Genomic DNA, 16,802 nt, shown 5'->3' on the forward strand with positions numbered 1-16,802 from the left:
CGGTGCGGGGAGCGGCCGATCATCCCATCGTGGCGGCCGCTCGCCAAACCGCGGCCTCGTGGCCGGGGCCCGGGGCGGGGGGGCGGGGGGGGGCCCGGCGGGGCCCGCGGGGGGGGGGGGGGGGGGGGGGGGGGGGGGGGGGGGCCCCGGCCCCCCGCGGCGGGAGGTGCGGGTTACGAGGACTGCTCGGTGAGGATGGCCGGGTCCGACAGACCGGCCGCCCCGGTCTCCACCTTGCCGGCGAAGCGGCGCTGGAAGTCGGGGGTCTCGGACGCGGTGACGCTCACGTCGTACCAGCGGCGGGTGTTCTTCAGGGAGACCGTGTACGTGACGGTCGCGCCCTTGGCCACGGTCAGGCGCTTCGGGCCGCCGCCGTAGGCGTTGGTGACCGTGAGGGTGGCGGTCGTCGCGCCCGCGTTGGTGAGGGTGAGGTCCAGGTTGCCGGTGGCGGCGTTGTGGCGGGCGGTGACCTCGGGACCGGCGGTGGTGCCCGGGTTGCGGAAGCCGCGCAGGAAGCCGTTGGGCCCGTGCACGGTCAGGTCGGTGACGCCCGCCGAGTAGCGGGTGTTCCAGGTGTCCGCGATCGACTTGCCGGCCTCGGTGGTGTAGGTCCAGGGAGCGTCGGTGCGGTTGGCGGAGGTGACGTAGAACTGCGCGCCAAGGTCCGTGCCGCCGCTGAAGGTGAGCCGGAACTTGGCCTCCGCGATCAGCGCCGCGCCGTCCACGTACGGGGCGTACTTCAGCGGGCGGGTTGGGATCGCGCCCTTCTCCTGGCGCGGCATGGCCGCCACGGCCGGCGGGGTGGCCATGAAGTCGGGGTGGCGGTCGCGGTCCTGCGGCTCCCACATGCCGGTGTCGGGCAGCGGCGCCCGGCCGGTGTCCTTGCGGGCGAAGTCGAAGGCGGAGGTGAGGTCGCCGCACACCGCGCGGCGCCAGGGCGAGATGTTGGGTTCCTGCACGCCGAAGCGCTTCTCCATGAAGCGGATCACGGACGTGTGGTCGAAGGTCTCGGAGCAGGAGTAGCCGCCGGTGCTCCAGGGCGAGACGACGAGCATCGGCACGCGCGGGCCCAGGCCGTAGGGCCCGGCGACGTAGCCGGCCTTGCCGGGGAAGACGTCGAGGGTGGTGGAGACGGTCGACAGGCCTTGACCGGAGTTCGCGGGGGCGTACGGCGGCACGACGTGGTCGAAGAAGCCGTCGTTCTCGTCGTAGGTGATGAACAGGGCGGTGCGGGCCCACACGTCCGGGTTGGAGGTCAGCGCGTCGAGGACCTGCGCGATGTACCAGGCGCCGTAGTTCGAGGGCCAGTTGGCGTGCTCGCTGAAGGCCTCGGGGGCGGCGATCCAGGAGACCTGGGGCAGCGTGCCCGCGGTGACGTCGGCGCGCAGCCGGTCGAAGTAGCCCTCGCCGGTGCGGGCGTCGGTGCCGGTGCGGGCCTTCTCGTGGAGCGGCTCACCGGGCTTGGCGTTCCGGAAGCTGTTGAAGTAGAGGAGCGAGTTGTCGCCGTAGTTGCCGCGGTAGGCGTCGTTGATCCACCCCCAGGAACCGGCGGCGTCGAGCCCGTTGCCGATGTCCTGGTAGACCTTCCAGGAGATCCCGGCCTGCTCCAGGCGCTCGGGGTAGGTGGTCCAGCCGTAGCCGGCCTCGGCGTTGTTCAGGACGGGCCCGCCGCCCTTGCCGTCGTTGCCGGTGTGGCCCGACCACAGGTAGTAGCGGTTGGGGTCGGTCGAGCCGATGAACGAGCAGTGGTAGGCGTCGCAGATGGTGAAGGCGTCGGCGAGGGCGTAGTGGAACGGGATGTCGTCGCGCGTCAGGTGCGCCATGGTGGCGGGGGTCTTCGCGGGCACCCAGTTGTCGTACTTGCCCTTGTTGAAGGCGCTCTGGCCGCCCGCCCAGTCGTGGTTGAGGCCCTGGAGGAACTCCATGCCGAGGTCGTCGGACGGGGGCCGGAACGGCAGCGTCTCCTTGCCCGCGTTGTCCGTCTGGTGGAAGACGGACTTGCCGCTCGGCAGGGTCACCGGGCGCGGGTCGCCGAAGCCGCGGATGCCGCGCAGGGCGCCGAAGTAGTGGTCGAAGGAACGATTCTCCTGCATCAGGACCACGATGTGCTCGACGTCGGCGATCGTGCCGGACGTGCCCTGCGCGGGGATGGCGGCGGCGCGCGCGATGCTCTCGTTCAGCATCGTCAGGGCGGCGGTGCCGCCCGCGAGCTGCAGGAAGCGACGGCGGTTGAGTTCTGCCATGGTGGAACGACCTCTGCGGTTGCGGGTGGTTGAGCGCCCCCAGCAGAGCGCGCCCGGGGTACCGGACAGGGAGCCTCGCGTGACGGGCGCGGATACGCCAGGCGAACGGCAGCCGGATTCCGGCGGAGTCCGGCCAGAACGCCGCCCGGCGGGGTGTGGTCCGGACCGGGTGCGGGAGGCGGGGGCGGTGCGGGCACCGGGCGAGGAAGGCGCGAAAACGCTTGGACCGGGCGGGCGTCCGTGCGGGACACTCCGGATTCTGACCTGAACGTCCGACAAGGCAAGGGTTGGGATGGGAACGCCCGAATCGCACGAAAGTTCACCCCGCAGGGGCCCCGTGCTCCTCGCGCTCCGCTTCTACGGACGGGAACTGGCCAGGCTCCGCCTGCTGACCGGACCGGCCATGCTGTTACCGGCACTCGGAAACATCGGCATCAACTACATCGCACCGCTGGTCGTCGCGAAGCTCGTCGGCCGCATCGCGGGCGGCGGGGACACCGGCTTCGCCGCGACCCTGCCCTACGTCCTCGCCTTCGCGGGCGTCCTGCTGTTCTCGGAGGGACTCTGGCGCGTCGGGCTGCACTGCCTCAACCGCCTCGATGCCCGCGGCATCGAGAACCTGTACGTGATCGGCATGGACGAGCTGTTCGCCAAGGACGCCGCGTTCTTCCACGACAACTTCGCCGGCTCGCTCACCAAGCGCGTCCTCAGCTTCGCCACCCGCTTCGAGGAGTTCGTCGACACGCTGACCTTCTCCGTCATCGGCAGCCTCGTCCCGCTGCTGTTCGGATCGATCGTGCTGTGGCGATACGAACCGCTCCTCGTCGTCGCGCTCCTGACGCTCATCACCCTGACGGGGCTCTGCGTGATGCCCCTGGTCCGGCGCCGCCAGGCGCTCGTCGACGCGCGCGAGGAGGCCATCGCCCGGGTGTCCGGGCACGTCGCCGACAGTCTGACGAACATGGAAACGGTCCGCGCGTTCGCCGCCGAAGGGCGCGAGGCCGCCGAACACCGCTCCCGCGTCGCCCGGTCGCGCCTGCTCATGCTGCGCTCCTGGGACTACGGAAACCTGCGCATCGACACGCTGGTCGCGCCGATGTCCGTACTGACCAACGCGCTGGGCCTGCTGCTCGCCGTCACCCTCGGCGGAGGAGAGCACGGCGTGGAGGCGGTCGTCGTCGCCTTCACCTACTTCTCCAACGCCACGCGGATCATGTTCGAGTTCAACCAGATCTACCGCCGGCTGGAGAGCTCGATGACGGAGGCCGCGCAGTTCACCGCGCTGCTCCAGACCCCGCCGACCGTACTCGACCCGCCCTCGCCCGAGCCGCTGCGGCGCGCCTGCGCGGAGGTGCGCTTCGAAGGGGTCACCTTCGCCCACGGGGGCGCCAAGCCGCTGTTCGAGGGGCTCGACCTGACCGTGCCCAGTGGCCACCGGGTCGGTCTCGTCGGCCGGTCCGGCGGGGGCAAGACCACGCTCACCCGGCTGCTGCTGAGGATGACCGACATCGACGGCGGCCGGATCCTGATCGGCGGCCAGGACATCAGCCGGCTGCGCCAGGCCGACCTGCGCGGCCTGATCGGCTACGTGCCCCAGGACCCGGCGATGTTCCACCGCACGCTGCGGGAGAACATCGCCTTCGCCCGGCCGGACGCCACCGACGCCGAGATCCGCCGGGCGGCGCGGGCAGCGCACGTCACGGAGTTCGCGGACGCCCTCCCGGAGGGCTTCGACACCATGGTGGGCGAGCGCGGCATCAAGCTGTCCGGCGGCCAGCGCCAGCGGGTCGCCCTCGCCCGGGCGATCCTGCGCGACGCCCCGGTGCTGCTGCTCGACGAGGCGACCAGTGCCCTGGACTCCGAGAGCGAGGTACTCGTCCAGGAGGCGCTGTGGCGGCTCATGGAGGGGCGGACGGCGCTGGTGGTGGCGCACCGGCTGAGCACCGTCGCCGGGATGGACCGCCTGGTGGTCCTCGACCACGGCCGGATCGTGGAGCAGGGCACCCACCACGAACTCCTCACCGCGGACGGCGCCTACGCGAAGCTCTGGCAGCACCAGTCGGGGGGCTTCCTCGACGACGACCCCGCACCGTCCGGCGCGACGCCGGGGGACGAGGCCGCCCGGCGGTGACGTGGGCCCCGCCCCCCGGCGGGGCCCACGGCCGGTCAGTCCTTCGTGAGCAGGGTGTTCATGCGGGTGATCTCGGCGCTCTGGGAGCCGATGATGGCGGCCGCCATGTCCTTCGCGGGCCCGTGGGCGCCGTCGCGCTGTTCGGTCCGGGCCATGGCCACGGCGCCTTCGTGGTGCTTGACCATCAAGGTGAGGAACGCCCGGTCGAACTCCTGGCCCGAGGCCTTGGTCAGCTGGTCCATCTCTCCGCCGGTCATCATCCCGGACATGGCGTGCCCGCCGTGGCCGGCGTCGGCGGCGGGGACCTGTTCGCCCCAGGAGCCGAGCCAGCCGGAGAGGGTCGCGATCTCCGGGTCCTGAGCCTTCTTGATCTCCTCGGCCAGGGCCTTGACCTCGGCCGATCCGGAACGGGTGGCGGCCAGCGCGGCCATCTCCACCGCCTGGCGGTGGTGCGGGATCATCCCCTGGGCGAAGGCTGTGTCGGCGGCGTTGTTCCCGCCCGGACGGGGGGAGGCGGCGCCCAAGGACGGTGCGGCGGAGGCGGAGTGGCCGTCGTGCGCGGGGCTCTCGCCCGCTGCGGAGCCGGAGCCCGAGCCGCCGCAGGCGGCGAGGACGAGGGCGGCGGCCGCGGTCGCGGCGAGGGCGCCGGCGCGGCGGACCGGGGAACGGTGGGTGGTCATGGTCGTGCTTCTCCTGTGCTGGGAACGTGAGGACGGGCTCGTCGGCGCGCACGCCGGAGCCGTCTCATATGCGCAGGAGCTGGAGTTCGCTGAGGGAGGGAGGGGCCCGCCCGCACACCGCCGGGCCCCCCGGGAGCCCGTGCGCGGCCGCGTTGGCGGCGGCCGGGGTGCCGGGGGCCGCCGCCGGGGCGGTCAGGACGGGGGCGCCGGCGGTACCGGGCGCCGCGCAGGCGGGATCCGCGTGCCGGCCGTGGCCCGCGCCGTCATCGGCGCAGGCGCAGGGAGCCCCGGGTACGGGAGCGGACGCCGTGGGGGAGGAACCCGCCCGGGCGTGCGCGGCGTGCCCGGCGGCCGAGGGGGCCGGGCCGGGGCCCAGACCGTGCATGGCCAGGATCCCGGTGAGCAGGGCGAAGAGCAGGAGCAGGCGCGCGGGCGGCCGCAGGGCCCCCGCCGCCGATCCCGCCCGTGTCCTCATGCCCGCATCGTAGGTGACCGCGTCCGGATACTCCAAAGGGGTAGGGGGTATGTGGCCGCCGCTACGGGGTGCCGCTACGGGGTGCCGCTACGGGGTGGCGCGTACGAGGACCAGCGAGCCCTCGTAGGTCGGCAGCCGGCGCAGGTGCCCGTGGCGGTCGTCCCAGGCACCGGAGTCCAGATCGCGGCGCAGGGAGTCGGTGAACCGGCGCCGGACCCCGTCGTCCACGAAGCTCCACGCCGAGCAGGCCTGGCGGGCCGCCGGGTCCAGCAGCATCTCGGGGCGGCCGTAGTACGCCTCGTTGAAGCCGTCGGTGCAGTCCAGCGGGATGGGCACGGACTCCACGGTCCCGGTGCCGCCGAGGGCGGCGGCCATGTCCTCGATCGGCGGATAGCGCCGGGCCTCGGTGTCCAGCACCTCGGGCGCGTACGCGTAGAGCCAGAAGTCGCGCACGAGCTTCGGATCGCAGGTGAGGATGACGACCGGGCCCCGCGTCACGCGCCGCATCTCGCGCAGCCCGGCCTTGACGTCGCTCCACTGGTGCACGCTGAAGAGGGTCATCGCACCGTCGAACTCGCCGTCGGCGAAGGGAAGTTCCTCGGCGATCGCGTCGACCGCGCGGGACAGCCCGGCCGGACGCCGGTCCCGCATCGCGCGGGAGGGCTCGACGGGCGTGACCGCGCGGGCCGCTCCCTCGTACGAGCCCGCGCCCGCCCCCACGTTGACGACGTTGCGGGCGCCGCCGAGGGCCTCGGCGATGAACCGGGCGATGCGGGGGTCCGGGCGGCGGTGGTCGGAGTATCCGGAGGCGGTGCGGCCGTAGTCGACGTCCCCGGCGCTGCCGTCCGCTCTGCGCTCGTTCATGGGCCTACCTCGCATGGTGAAGGAGTCGGAGGAGCGGCACGGCGCGATCCGCCCTGCCCGTTCCTCACCATCGTGCATCTGCCATGCTGATTTCGGCAACGACCTGGCAACTGCTTGGCCGAATAGCCGAAGAGGGTTGCATCTGTTTGTCGGATGTGTCGGTCAGGAGGGGTCGTGGGCCGCGCCCGCCCGGCCCACGGGACGGCCCTCGTGGAGCTCCAGCGGGCCGCTGCCCGACGCCAGGGCCCGCAGGCAGGCCTTGATCTGGCGCCGCAGCTTCGGTTTGACCAGGCCCCGCAGGTCCCCGCGCTGCGCGGTGCGCCAGTCCAGCAGCTCGACGGGCCGCAGCCGGATCCGGGCGAGGACGTCGGGGCCGAGGACCCCGCCGTCGTACAGGAAGCGGATCCGGGCCGGGAAGCCGGGCCGGTGGGCCCAGTTGACGGCGAGGAGGCGGCCGGGTTCCAGGTCCAGGCCGATCTCCTCGCGGACCTCGCGTGCGGCGGCGGCGCGCGGGGTTTCGCCGAGGTCGCTGTCGACGCCGCCGCCGGGCAGCAGCCAGCGGCCCGGTTCGCCGTAGCCGGGGCGGACGAGCAGCACCCCGCCGGCCCGGTCCGTGAACAGGACGTTCGCGGCGGTGAGGGCCTTGGGGCGGGCGGCGCGGTGGGCGGCCTCGTCGTAGCCGCCGGCGTTCTCCAGGGCCACCCGCACCGCCGGGTCGAGGCCCGCGGGGGAGCCGGGCTGGGGGACGCCGTCGACGAGGTGGGCCAGGGAGCCGGTGCGCAGCGCGGCCACGGCCGCGCTCAGCCTCGCCCCGACGCGGTCGGGCAGCCGCCGGACGGCCTCGTCGGGGGTGAGCCAGTGGGCGGCGGCGCCCCGGCCGCCCGAGCGGGGCAGGGCGGCGGCCGCGCGGTCCTGGGCGAGGGGGCCCACGAGGTGGACGTGGACCACGCGCGAGCGGCCGGGCGGGCCGGGCGGGCAGGAGTCCACGGCCAGCAGCCGGCCGACGACGGCGGCCGGCCCCAGCGCCCCGAGCGCGCGGGCGAGCCCCGCTTCGGGCGTCTCGGTGCCCCGCACGGCGGCGCCGGGCAGTTCCGGGCGGTCGTGGGGAGAGGGGGTGAGTACGAGGACCCGCCCGAGGGAGTCCAGGACGACCGCGCTCGCGGTGACGAGCGGAGCGGACCGGGCCGGATCGCCCGCGCCCACCTCGTCGGCGGCCCCGCGCGGCCGGGCGGCGCGCGAGGCGGGAGCCGTCCCCGCCGGTCCGGACGCGGGGGGCCCGGACGCGGGCCGCCCGGCCGGAGGCGCTCCCGGCGGGGACGGAGCGGGTGCGGCCGGGGACGGGCGGTCGTGCACGGTACGGCTCCTCTGACGGCGGCGGGCCGGGCGCCCGCCCACCAGGCATCCCTACCACGCCCGCCGCCCCCCTCCGCGCCGCCCCGGCCGGACCGGCCCGCCCGGCTCCGGGCACCGGCGCGACCGCCGGCTCCCGGTCCCCGCCCGCCCGCCGGCCCCAGGCCCCCCCCGGGCCAGGCCCGCCCCCCGGGTCTGGTGCGGGCCTCGGGGTCAGGCGCGGGTCAGGAGGAGGGCGCCCATCGTGACCATCGTGGCGGCGACCAGGCCGTCCAGCACCCGCCAGGCCCCCGGCCGGGCGAGCACGCCGCCGAGCAGCCGGGCTCCGTAGCCGAGGGCGCCGAACCAGATCAGGCTCGCCAGCGCCGCCCCGATGCCGAAGGCCCACCGCAGGTCGCCCCGGCCGGCGGCGAGCGAGCCGACCAGCAGGACGGTGTCCAGGTACACGTGCGGGTTGAGCCAGGTCATGGCCAGGCAGGTCAGTACCGCCGTCCGGACGGAACCGGCCGGGGCGCCGCCGGGGGTGAGGGCCGCGTCCGGGGCGGGCCGCAGCACCCGGCGCGCCGCGAGCACCCCGTAGGAGACGAGGAAGAGGCCGCCCGCGACGGCGACGGCGGTCAGCGCGGCCGGCCAGGCGGTGACGAAGGCGCCGACCCCGGCCACGCCGAGGGTGATGAGGACCGCGTCGGACACGGCGCAGATGGCCACCACGGCGAGCACGGCGTGCCGGCGCGCTCCCTGACGCAGGACGAAGGCGTTCTGGGCGCCGATCGCGACGATGAGGGAGAGGCCGGTGCCGAAGCCGGCCAGCGCAGCTGTGGTGATGCCGTTGTTCATGTGCCGACCGTAGGCAGCGCGTGGCGTATCAGTACAGCTAAAGATTTTTACGTACCCTTAGCGTTCGTGATGGAAGAGCTTCCCCTGGAACAGGTACGGACCCTCCTCGCGGTCGTCGACGAGGGCACCTTCGACGCCGCCGCCGCGGTCCTGCACGTGACGCCCTCCGCCGTCAGCCAGCGCGTCAAGGCCCTCGAACAGCGCACCGGGCGGGTGCTGCTGATGCGGACCAAGCCGGTCCGCCCGACCGAGTCGGGGCAGGTGGTGATCCGCTTCGCCCGGCAGCTGGCCCGCCTGGAGCTGGACGCGCGCACCGAACTGGGCCTGGGCGCCGCCGGCGGCCCGGTCCCCGTACGCCTGCCGATCGCGGTCAACGCGGACTCGCTCGCCACCTGGTTCCTGCCCGCGCTGACCCGGGTGCCGCAGGATCCGCCCGTCTGCTTCGAGCTGTACCGGGAGGACGAGGCCCATACGACGGCCCTGCTGCGCGAGGGCCGCGTGATGGCGGCCGTCACCTCCTCGCCGGACCCGGTCGCCGGCTGCACGGTGCGCCCCCTGGGGCTGGCGCGCTACCTGCTCGTGGCCAGCCCGGCCTTCGCCGCCCGGTACCTGACGGGCCGCCTGGACCGGGACCTGCCCGGGGCGCCGCTGATCGTCTTCGACCGGCGCGACGCGCTCCAGGACGCCTACGTACGGGGGCTCACCGGCGGCGCCGCGGGCGCCTCCCCGGCCCGCCACCAGGTGCCCACCTCGGAGGGCTTCCGCGACGCCGTGGCCGCCGGACTGGGATGGGGGCTGGTGCCGCAGCCGCAGGCCGAACCGCTGCTGGCGAGCGGGGCGCTGCTGGCACTGGCGCCGCGCCGCCCGCTGGACGTACCGCTGTACTGGCAGCAGTGGAAGCTGGACTCGCCGGCCCTGGCCCTCGTCGCCGGAGTGGTCGCGCAGAGCGCGCGCGAGGCGCTGCGTCCGGTCTAGCGGCCCGGTGCAGCGGCCCGTCCGGCGGCCCGGGCCCCGGCCCGTGCGGCGGTGCCCGCAGGCGTGCCCGCCGCCCGGGGCGCGCGATGGCAGACTGGCCGCTGATCCGCCCGAAGGGGAGTACGTCCTTGTCCATGTTCAGCAACCTGCGCCGGGCCGTGCGACGCGGCTACCGCAGGGCCGTCGACCTCAGCCACCCCGCCCGCTCCCCGCTCGGCAGCGCCGTCGTCAACTGCCTCGTCTACCGCGACGGCATCCGCCAGGAGGACTGCGCCGAGGTCGAGGAGGCGCTGCGCCGGGTCCGCAAGAGCGGCGACGGCTTCGTCTGGATCGGCCTGCACGAGCCCTCGCAGGAGGAGCTGGCCGGGCTCGCCGCGCTGTTCGCCCTGCACCCCCTCGCCGTCGAGGACGCCGTCAACGCCCATCAGCGCCCGAAGGTGGAACGCTACGACGACACCCTCTTCGCGGTCTTCAAGACCGTCCGCTACGTGGAGCACGAGGAACTGACGGCGACCAGCGAGGTCGTCGAGACCGGCGAGCTGATGGCCTTCATCGGCGAGGACTTCGTCCTCACCATCCGGCACGGCGGCCGCGGCACGCTCGGCCCCGTCCGGGAGGCCCTGGAGGCGCAGCCGGAGCAGCTGGCGAAGGGTCCGGCCGCGGTGCTGCACGCCATGGCCGACCACGTCGTCGACGACTACGTCGCCGTCACGGAAGCCGTGCAGAACGACATGGACGCCGTCGAGACGGCCGTGTTCAGCGAGGACGGCGGCCGCGGGGACGCGGGCCGGATCTACCAGCTCAAGCGCGAGCTGCTCGAACTGCGCCGGGCCGTGGCCCCGCTGGGCCGGCCGCTCGACATCCTGGCCACGCAGCCGATACCGGTCATCCCGTCCGAGGTCCGCGCCTACTTCCGAGACGTCCACGACCACCTCGTCCGCGCCACCGAGCAGATCGGCGCCTACGACGGCCTCCTCGACTCCGTGCTCCAGGCACACCTCGCCCAGGTGACGGTCGCCCAGAACGAGGACATGCGCAAGATCACGGCATGGGCGGCGATCGTCGCCGTCCCGACCATGGTCTGCGGCGTCTACGGCATGAACTTCGACCACATGCCCGAGCTCCACTGGACGTACGGCTACCCGCTGGTCCTCTGCGTCATGGCGGTCGCCTGCTTCGTCATCCACCGGGGCTTCCGGCGCAACGGCTGGCTCTGACGCCCGCGGGTCCGGCCCGCGGGTCCGGCCCGCCGTCGGCGCCGCCGTCACCGGTGTGTCCTAGCCTCGGGAGCGAAGGGCCCCACGGGCCGCACCAGCACGCGGAAGGCGGTCACGATGGCCCCGCCGGCACAGAAGATCACCACGTTCCTGATGTTCGAGGGCAGGGCGGAGGAGGCGATGACCCTGTACACCTCGCTGTTCGAGGACTCCGAGGTCATCGACATCACCCGCTACGGCGCCGGGGGACCGGGCGCGGAAGGCACGGTGGCCAAGGCCACCTTCGCGCTCGCCGGACAGCGGCTCATCTGCATCGACAGCTACGTCAACCACGCCTTCGGCTTCACCCCGGCGGTCTCGCTGTACGTGGACTGCGGGTCCGTCGAGGAGATCGACCGCCTCTACGGGGCCCTGGCCGAGGGCGGCGAGGAGCTGATGCCGCTGGACTCGTACGGCTTCAGCCCCCGGTTCGGCTGGGTCAACGACCGCTTCGGCGTCTCCTGGCAGCTGAACCTGCCCGAGGGGGCCGACGGGGCGTCCGCCTGATCAGGGGCGCACGCCGCGGGCCAGGAAGTGGTCCGCGGCGTCCTCGTACTCCGCGAGCCGCCAGCCCGTCGCCTCCAGCGCCGGGCGGAGGTTCGGCTCGCCGAGCGGGTCGTCGGGGCTGAGCGGGCGGCCGTGCCGGGCGGCGCGTTCGGCCCGCCCGGAGGGGTGGAACAGCAGCAGCTCACCGCCGGGCGCGCACACCCGGGCCCACTCGGCGAGGGCGGTACGCGGCTTCGGCAGGTGGTCGAGCAGCCCGGCGGCGAGGATGCCGTGCACCGACCCGGCGGCCAGCGGGAGACGGGCGCAGTCGGCCAGCAGCAGCAGCCGGCCGGGGCCGCCGCGGCCGATGCGGGCGGCGGCGGTGAGCATGGCCGGGGTGAGGTCGACCCCGAGCACCGTGCCCGAGCCGCCGACCAGCGCGCGCAGCGCGGGAAGCGCCCGGCCGCTGCCGCAGCCCAGGTCGATCGCCGTCTGGCCCGGGGCCAGCCGCATCCGGGCCACGGCCGCCTCGTAGGCCGGGGTCTGGTAGGCGAACCTCTCCTCCCAGGCATCGGCCCGCGGAGTGAAGAAGGTCCGGGTGGCGGTGTGCTCCGCCCGGCCCGCCACCAGTGCCGCGAACCGGCCGAGCAGGGCCGCCACGCCCGGCTGCGGGGCGGCGAGCCCCCAGGCGCCGGCGCCGACGCGCAGGGCCGGCCCGCCGGTGGCGCCGCGCAGGGGGTCGGCGGCGGCGGGCTCCCGGGGGCCGGGCTCCCGGGAGCCCGCCGGCCGGGCCGCCGCCGCCGCGGCGCGCGCCAGCAGGGCGGCGCCGTCGCCGAGGGCCAGGACGGGAACCTCGGCGGCGAGCGCCTCCCGCAGCAGGGGCAGGGCGCCGGGGGCGTCCCCGGTCAGCACGAGCCCCTCGACTCCGTCGAGCCTCTCCGGCAGCGGTTCCCCCGCCCACGGGTCGCAGCGCCGCACCTCGGGCCCGCCCGCCGCGGCGCGGCCGAGCGCGTGCTCCAGTTCGGCATCGAGTTCCGCCCCGGCCCGGGCCCGCGGCCCGGGGGTGGATGAGGCGGCCCGGGCGCGTTCCGGCGCGGTCGGGGGTGCGGCGGGCCGCCGGGCGGGGGCCTGGGGGTGGTGGATCACGACGAGGGCCATCGGCGCCTCCTTGCGTCGGTGCGTCCGGGCGGGCGATGCCCGGCGGGCGGAGCCGTACGTGCGAGCTCCTGCGGCCCATCAGGGTCGCATGTGCAGAAGGATGCCCTGTCCGCCCCCGCATGTGCCAGGGGCCCGCGCGCCGAACACCGCGGACGGCGCGCGGGGGTATCCCTGACTCCACGGGGCCGGCCCGACGCGGAGCCGCCCACGTCGTTCCGGGCACCGTGGCGCACCCAGTGAAACAAGCCGGCGACGGGCCGCGGCACTGGTCCCGCGCACGGAAAACCCCCGGTCACGGGCCGCGGACCCTGGTCGATGCTCCAAGCGGCCGGGGCCCGGCCGCGGGCCCCGGCCGGTCAGCGGGGAAGGGCCAGCAGCATCAGCGGGGCGCTCGTCGGCCGCTCGGAGCCGCCCGCCGGCTCCTCCGTGAGGCCGACCGCCGTGGCCCGGCCGACGGGGGCCGAGAGGACGGCCGTGCCATCGCCGCCCAGCAGCCCGGCCGGCCGCATCGTGGCGCCGTCCGCGAACCACAGCTGGTAGGTCCGGCCCGCCGGGGCGCCGGGCAGTCCGGAGCTCAGGAACGCCGCACGGTCCCGGGAGGCGGACACCACCACCTTCGCCGTGGCGCCGTCCGCGGACCGGCCGGTCGCCGTACGGGCGTCCGGGGCGGTCAGCACCGCGGTCAGGCCGTCGAGGGCCTCGGCCGCCCGCCCGGCCCGCTGGTGTTCCCACACGGCCGCCCCGCCCAGGGCCAGTACTCCGGTCAGGCAGGCCGCGAGCGCCACCGGCAGGGCGCGCCGGCGCAGGGTGACCATGCCGCGCCGCTGCGGGGGCAGCTGGCGGACGCCCTCGATCCGGTGCAGGACCGTCGCCCGCATGCCGGGCGGGGCGGGCAGGGCCACGGCCGCGCCGAGCCGGGCGGCCGTCGCGGTGAACTCCCTTGCGTCCTGGGCGCATTGCGGGCAGCGCTCCATGTGCCGCTCGAAGGCGTCCCGTTCGGCCGGCTCCAGGGCGTCCAGGGCGTACGCCCCCGCCAGGGCGTGCAGCCGGCCGGTGTCGGTTGCGCTGCGGCTCATGCCGTGACCCCCATGCAGTCGCGCAGCCGGATCAGTCCGTCGCGCAGCCGTGTCTTGACCGTGGGCAGCGGGGTGTCGAGGGCCTCGGCGACCTCCCGGTAGGTGAGCCCGCCGTAGTAGGCCAGGTCGACGGCCTGGCGCTGGAGTTCGGTCAGCCCGCGCACGCAGCGCCGTACCTGCTCGCCCTCCAGGCGGATCTCCACCTGCTCGCTGACCTCGTCGTACGGGCGGGTGTGCTCCCGCGCCGCGGTGTCCAGTTCACGGGCCGTCGCGGCCCGTGCCGAGCGGACCCGGTCCACGGCCCGGCGGTGCGCGACGGTCAGCACCCACGTCATGACGGTGCCCTTGTCGGGGCGGTAGCGCGGGGCCTGCCGCCAGACCTCGATCAGCACCTCCTGGGTCACCTCCTCGGACTGGGCGCGGTCGCGCAGCACCTTGACGACGATCCCGTGGACGGGGCCCGCGATCACGTCGTAGAGGGCCGCGAAGGCTTCCTCGTCGCCGCGCGAGACGCGTTCCATGAGGGCCGGCAGGTCGGGGGCGGACCGCTGCCGCGGCGCGCCGAAGGGGAGGGGCTGCCTCACGCGGGACCCCTCCGCCCGTGGCCTGCGGGGCGGCGTCGCGTACGGGTCATGGGGCGGTCCTCCGGGAGGGTGGCGGCGGCGGTCATGGAGGACTTCGGAGCGGACCCCCCGCGCGGATTGGTCTGTTCCGGAGTTCTTCCGCAGGACTGTTCCCGGCCCTCAGAGTCTGGTAGTAAAGTTTCCTAACGAAGTCGGGAAAGACTCAACCACCGTACGGAGGCCCTGTGTTCACTCCCCATCGCAAGACGATGACGATCGGCGCCCTGCTCGGCGCCGCACTCCTCGCCGCCCCGGTCGCCGCGCACGCGACCGCCGTCCCGGCGGCCGCACCGGCGGCGGCACCGGCGGCGGCACCGGCGGCGGCCGTCGCCGCGGCCACCGGACTCGACGATCCGGCGAAGAAGGACATCGCCATGCAGATCGTCTCCAGCGCCGAGAACTCCTCGCTCGACTGGAAGGCCCAGTACAAGTACATCGAGGACATAGACGACGGCCGCGGCTACACCGCCGGCATCATCGGCTTCTGCTCGGGCACCGGCGACATGCTCGACCTCGTCGAGTACTACACGCAGGTCAAGCCGGGCAACGTGCTCGCCAAGTACCTGCCCGCCCTGCGCAAGGTCGACGGCAGCGACTCGCACGCGGGCCTCGACCCGAACTTCACCAAGGACTGGGCCAAGGCCGCCGCCGACAGCGAGTTCAAGAAGGCCCAGGACCACGAGCGCGACCGCGTCTACTTCGACCCCGCCGTCAAGCAGGGCAAGGCCGACGGCGTCGGCACCCTCGGCCAGTTCACCTACTACGACGCCATCGTCATGCACGGCGACGGCAGCGACTCCACCAGCTTCCGCAACATCCGCAAGCGCGCCCTGACCAAGGCCAAGCCCCCGGCCCAGGGCGGCAACGAGACCACCTGGCTGAACGCCTTCCTCGACGCCCGCGTCTGGGCGATGAAGCAGGAGGAGGCGCACAGCGACACCAGCCGCGTCGACACCGCGCAGCGCGTCTTCCTGAAGAAGGGCAACCTCAACCTCAACACCCCGCTGGACTGGAAGGTCTACGGAGACTCCTTCCACATCGGCTGACCCGACGCCGCCACCCGCCCGGGACGGGCCCGCTCGTCGTCCCGGGCCCCGGCGCGGCGGCGCACCGCCCACCCGGCGAGCACCGCCGCGCCCGCCAGCGCGTACGCCACCTGCACCGTCGCCCCGCCCAGCGTCCGGCCGCCCGCGTACACCACCGCACCCGCCGCGGCCACCGCCAGCCACTCGGCCCGGCCGTCCAGCGCCACCAGCGCGACCAGCAGCAGCGCGTACCAGGAGTACCCCGGGGTCATCAGCAGGAACGCCGTACCCGTCACCAGCAGCGCCCCGCTCCACGGCCGCTGCGGATCCCCGCGCCGCCACACGTACGCCACCACCGCCAGCGTTCCGAGCACCACCGCCGGGACCGCCCAGGAGTCCGGGAGCACCAGCCGCAGCAGCGCGTACCGGGCGCCCGCGCCCGGATCCCCGTACCCCTCCTCCTCGGCGTAGCCGCCCAGGTAGCCGAAGACCGACGAGCGGGACGCCAGCACGTACGGCAGGTACGACAGCGCGACCACCGCCGCCGCGGGCAGCAGCAGCACCGCCGCGTCCCGCCACCGCCGTACGCCGGCCAGCGCACCCGGCAACAGGACCGCCGGCAGCAGCTTCGCCGCGACCGCCAGCCCGAACAGCGCGCCGCCCGCCGCCCGTCGGCGCACCACCACCCCCAGCGCGGCCACCGACAGCAGCACGGCCAGCCCGTCCACGTGCGCGTTGTTCACCGCCTCCACCGCCACCGCCGGACACCACGCCCACAGGGCGGCCGTACGCGGATCCGCACGCCGCCGCCGCAGCACGAGCAGCAGCGCCCCGCTCACGCCGAGGGCCGCCAGGGCCCCGCCGGCCTGCAGCGCCTTGTGCCGGACCCCGGGCGGGGACAGGAAGTGCACCAGCGCGAAGTAGCCCTCGGCGACGGGCGGATAGATGGTGTGCACCCCGGGCCGGTTGATGCGGGTGCAGACCCCCGGACCGACGGGAGCCCGGTCGGGGCGGGCGCAGTCGGCCCGGTCCTGCGGGAACAGCCAGTCGTCGCGCAGCCGTCCGAGCGCCGGATCCGCCGGGGCGTGGTCGTACGGGGAGATCCCGGCGGCCTGCACCCGGCCGTCCCACGCGTAGCGGAAGGAATCCGTACTGGTCAGCGGCGGCCCCGCGAGCCCGGCCCCGGCCACCGCCAGCGCCCCGGCCAGCACGAGCGGGACGACGGCGCGGGCCGGCACCCGGCGCAACGACAGGACGGCCGCTGCGAACAGCGCCCAGGCGGCGGCGTACCGCAGGAGCAGACCGGCCTGGTCGGTGAAGTAGCCGTCGTAACGGACGGCGGCCACGAGCGAGGCGGTCAGGGCGGCGAGCAGCGCCACGGTGACGGCGACCTGCGTCCGGGGGGAGCGGGGGCGGGGGCGGTTCATGGGCACCACCCTGGCAGCGCGGGCCGCCCGGGAGCCGCCGACCGGCCCGACGTCCGCGTTTCGTAAGGTGTCCGACGGCCCGCACGGGGCCGCGGGACGCTGAGATGGGGAGCATGACTCCCGGCCCCCCGCCCCCCACCGACCCCCCGCCCCCGGCCGGTTCCCCCGGCGCCGACGCGCACCGGCGGCCCCCGCT

At 75.1% G+C, this 16,802-nt stretch carries 15 protein-coding genes; 5 read left to right on the forward strand and 10 right to left on the reverse strand.

The annotated features are described in order from the left end of the window. Positions 1–173: 173 nt before the first annotated feature. On the reverse strand, positions 174–2,243 hold the full coding sequence (locus ACGFXC_RS01420) for a phosphocholine-specific phospholipase C (protein WP_393708350.1): 2,070 nt from the start codon (positions 2,241–2,243) through the stop codon (positions 174–176). A gap of 292 nt (positions 2,244–2,535) precedes the next feature. Between ACGFXC_RS01420 and ACGFXC_RS01425 the strand changes: the two genes are divergently transcribed. Beyond that, positions 2,536–4,374, forward strand: a complete 1,839-nt coding sequence (locus ACGFXC_RS01425) for an ABC transporter ATP-binding protein (RefSeq protein WP_393708352.1) — start codon at positions 2,536–2,538, stop codon at positions 4,372–4,374. A gap of 35 nt (positions 4,375–4,409) precedes the next feature. Here the strand turns inward: ACGFXC_RS01425 and ACGFXC_RS01430 are convergent, their stop codons facing one another. The 5 genes from ACGFXC_RS01430 to ACGFXC_RS01450 form a co-directional block, all read right to left on the reverse strand. Beyond that, positions 4,410–5,054, reverse strand: a complete 645-nt coding sequence (locus ACGFXC_RS01430) for a DUF305 domain-containing protein (RefSeq protein WP_393708354.1) — start codon at positions 5,052–5,054, stop codon at positions 4,410–4,412. Between the two features lie 64 nt (positions 5,055–5,118). Continuing rightward, positions 5,119–5,529: a DUF6153 family protein gene (locus ACGFXC_RS01435; protein WP_393708355.1), complete on the reverse strand. Its 411-nt coding sequence runs from the start codon at positions 5,527–5,529 to the stop codon at positions 5,119–5,121. 87 nt (positions 5,530–5,616) lie between these two features. Continuing rightward, complete coding sequence (locus tag ACGFXC_RS01440) at positions 5,617–6,393, reverse strand: class I SAM-dependent methyltransferase (RefSeq protein WP_393708357.1); 777 nt, start codon at positions 6,391–6,393, stop codon at positions 5,617–5,619. 162 nt (positions 6,394–6,555) lie between these two features. Beyond that, positions 6,556–7,746 carry an NUDIX domain-containing protein gene (locus ACGFXC_RS01445; RefSeq protein ID WP_393708358.1) on the reverse strand — a complete coding sequence of 397 codons (1,191 nt, stop codon included), beginning with the start codon at positions 7,744–7,746 and terminating at the stop codon, positions 6,556–6,558. A 210-nt stretch (positions 7,747–7,956) separates the two neighbouring features. Next, positions 7,957–8,580: a LysE/ArgO family amino acid transporter gene (locus ACGFXC_RS01450; protein WP_393708359.1), complete on the reverse strand. Its 624-nt coding sequence runs from the start codon at positions 8,578–8,580 to the stop codon at positions 7,957–7,959. A gap of 69 nt (positions 8,581–8,649) precedes the next feature. Here ACGFXC_RS01450 and ACGFXC_RS01455 point away from each other — a divergent pair, with 69 nt between their 5' ends. From ACGFXC_RS01455 to ACGFXC_RS01465, 3 genes are all read left to right on the forward strand, one after another. Further along, a complete protein-coding gene (locus ACGFXC_RS01455) occupies positions 8,650–9,555 on the forward strand; it encodes a LysR family transcriptional regulator ArgP (RefSeq protein WP_393708361.1) in 906 nt (301 codons plus the stop codon). Between the two features lie 134 nt (positions 9,556–9,689). Beyond that, entirely contained in the window at positions 9,690–10,772 is a 1,083-nt protein-coding gene (gene corA / locus ACGFXC_RS01460; RefSeq protein WP_393708363.1) for a magnesium/cobalt transporter CorA, read from the forward strand. 117 nt (positions 10,773–10,889) lie between these two features. Beyond that, positions 10,890–11,318, forward strand: a complete 429-nt coding sequence (locus tag ACGFXC_RS01465) for a VOC family protein (protein WP_393708365.1) — start codon at positions 10,890–10,892, stop codon at positions 11,316–11,318. Here ACGFXC_RS01465 and ACGFXC_RS01470 read toward each other — a convergent pair whose 3' ends face one another. The 3 genes from ACGFXC_RS01470 to sigK all read right to left on the reverse strand — a co-directional run bounded on the left by ACGFXC_RS01470 (position 11,319) and on the right by sigK (position 14,115). Next, complete coding sequence (locus tag ACGFXC_RS01470; protein WP_393708367.1) at positions 11,319–12,455, reverse strand: class I SAM-dependent methyltransferase; 1,137 nt, start codon at positions 12,453–12,455, stop codon at positions 11,319–11,321. 356 nt (positions 12,456–12,811) lie between these two features. After that, positions 12,812–13,531 carry an anti-sigma factor domain-containing protein gene (locus tag ACGFXC_RS01475; RefSeq protein WP_393708369.1) on the reverse strand — a complete coding sequence of 240 codons (720 nt, stop codon included), beginning with the start codon at positions 13,529–13,531 and terminating at the stop codon, positions 12,812–12,814. Continuing rightward, entirely contained in the window at positions 13,528–14,115 is a 588-nt protein-coding gene (gene sigK, locus ACGFXC_RS01480; RefSeq protein ID WP_393708371.1) for an ECF RNA polymerase sigma factor SigK, read from the reverse strand. Before sigK ends, ACGFXC_RS01475 begins: the two co-directional genes overlap by 4 nt. A gap of 248 nt (positions 14,116–14,363) precedes the next feature. Between sigK and ACGFXC_RS01485 the strand changes: the two genes are divergently transcribed. After that, positions 14,364–15,200 carry a chitosanase gene (locus tag ACGFXC_RS01485; protein ID WP_393709575.1) on the forward strand — a complete coding sequence of 279 codons (837 nt, stop codon included), beginning with the start codon at positions 14,364–14,366 and terminating at the stop codon, positions 15,198–15,200. Here ACGFXC_RS01485 and ACGFXC_RS01490 read toward each other — a convergent pair. Further along, positions 15,173–16,606, reverse strand: a complete 1,434-nt coding sequence (locus ACGFXC_RS01490; protein WP_393708373.1) for a glycosyltransferase family 87 protein — start codon at positions 16,604–16,606, stop codon at positions 15,173–15,175. The genes ACGFXC_RS01485 and ACGFXC_RS01490 overlap by 28 nt on opposite strands. Between the last annotated feature and the right edge of the window lie 196 nt (positions 16,607–16,802).

The organism is Streptomyces sp. NPDC048507 (assembly GCF_043199995.1).
Lineage (GTDB): Bacteria > Actinomycetota > Actinomycetes > Streptomycetales > Streptomycetaceae > Streptomyces.

Bases quoted from the DNA above. Each gene is read 5' to 3' on its own strand.
- corA (WP_393708363.1), top strand. From the start codon at position 9,690: ATGTTCAGCAACCTGCGCCGGGCCGTGCGACGCGGCTACCGCAGGGCC.
- ACGFXC_RS01465 (WP_393708365.1), top strand. From the start codon at position 10,890: ATGGCCCCGCCGGCACAGAAGATCACCACGTTCCTGATGTTCGAGGGC.
- ACGFXC_RS01490 (WP_393708373.1), bottom strand. From the start codon at position 16,606: ATGAACCGCCCCCGCCCCCGCTCCCCCCGGACGCAGGTCGCCGTCACC.
- ACGFXC_RS01485 (WP_393709575.1), top strand. From the start codon at position 14,364: ATGACGATCGGCGCCCTGCTCGGCGCCGCACTCCTCGCCGCCCCGGTC.
- ACGFXC_RS01425 (WP_393708352.1), top strand. From the start codon at position 2,536: ATGGGAACGCCCGAATCGCACGAAAGTTCACCCCGCAGGGGCCCCGTG.
- ACGFXC_RS01470 (WP_393708367.1), bottom strand. From the start codon at position 12,455: ATGGCCCTCGTCGTGATCCACCACCCCCAGGCCCCCGCCCGGCGGCCC.
- ACGFXC_RS01435 (WP_393708355.1), bottom strand. From the start codon at position 5,529: ATGAGGACACGGGCGGGATCGGCGGCGGGGGCCCTGCGGCCGCCCGCG.
- ACGFXC_RS01440 (WP_393708357.1), bottom strand. From the start codon at position 6,393: ATGAACGAGCGCAGAGCGGACGGCAGCGCCGGGGACGTCGACTACGGC.
- ACGFXC_RS01455 (WP_393708361.1), top strand. From the start codon at position 8,650: ATGGAAGAGCTTCCCCTGGAACAGGTACGGACCCTCCTCGCGGTCGTC.
- ACGFXC_RS01450 (WP_393708359.1), bottom strand. From the start codon at position 8,580: ATGAACAACGGCATCACCACAGCTGCGCTGGCCGGCTTCGGCACCGGC.
- ACGFXC_RS01475 (WP_393708369.1), bottom strand. From the start codon at position 13,531: ATGAGCCGCAGCGCAACCGACACCGGCCGGCTGCACGCCCTGGCGGGG.
- ACGFXC_RS01420 (WP_393708350.1), bottom strand. From the start codon at position 2,243: ATGGCAGAACTCAACCGCCGTCGCTTCCTGCAGCTCGCGGGCGGCACC.
- ACGFXC_RS01430 (WP_393708354.1), bottom strand. From the start codon at position 5,054: ATGACCACCCACCGTTCCCCGGTCCGCCGCGCCGGCGCCCTCGCCGCG.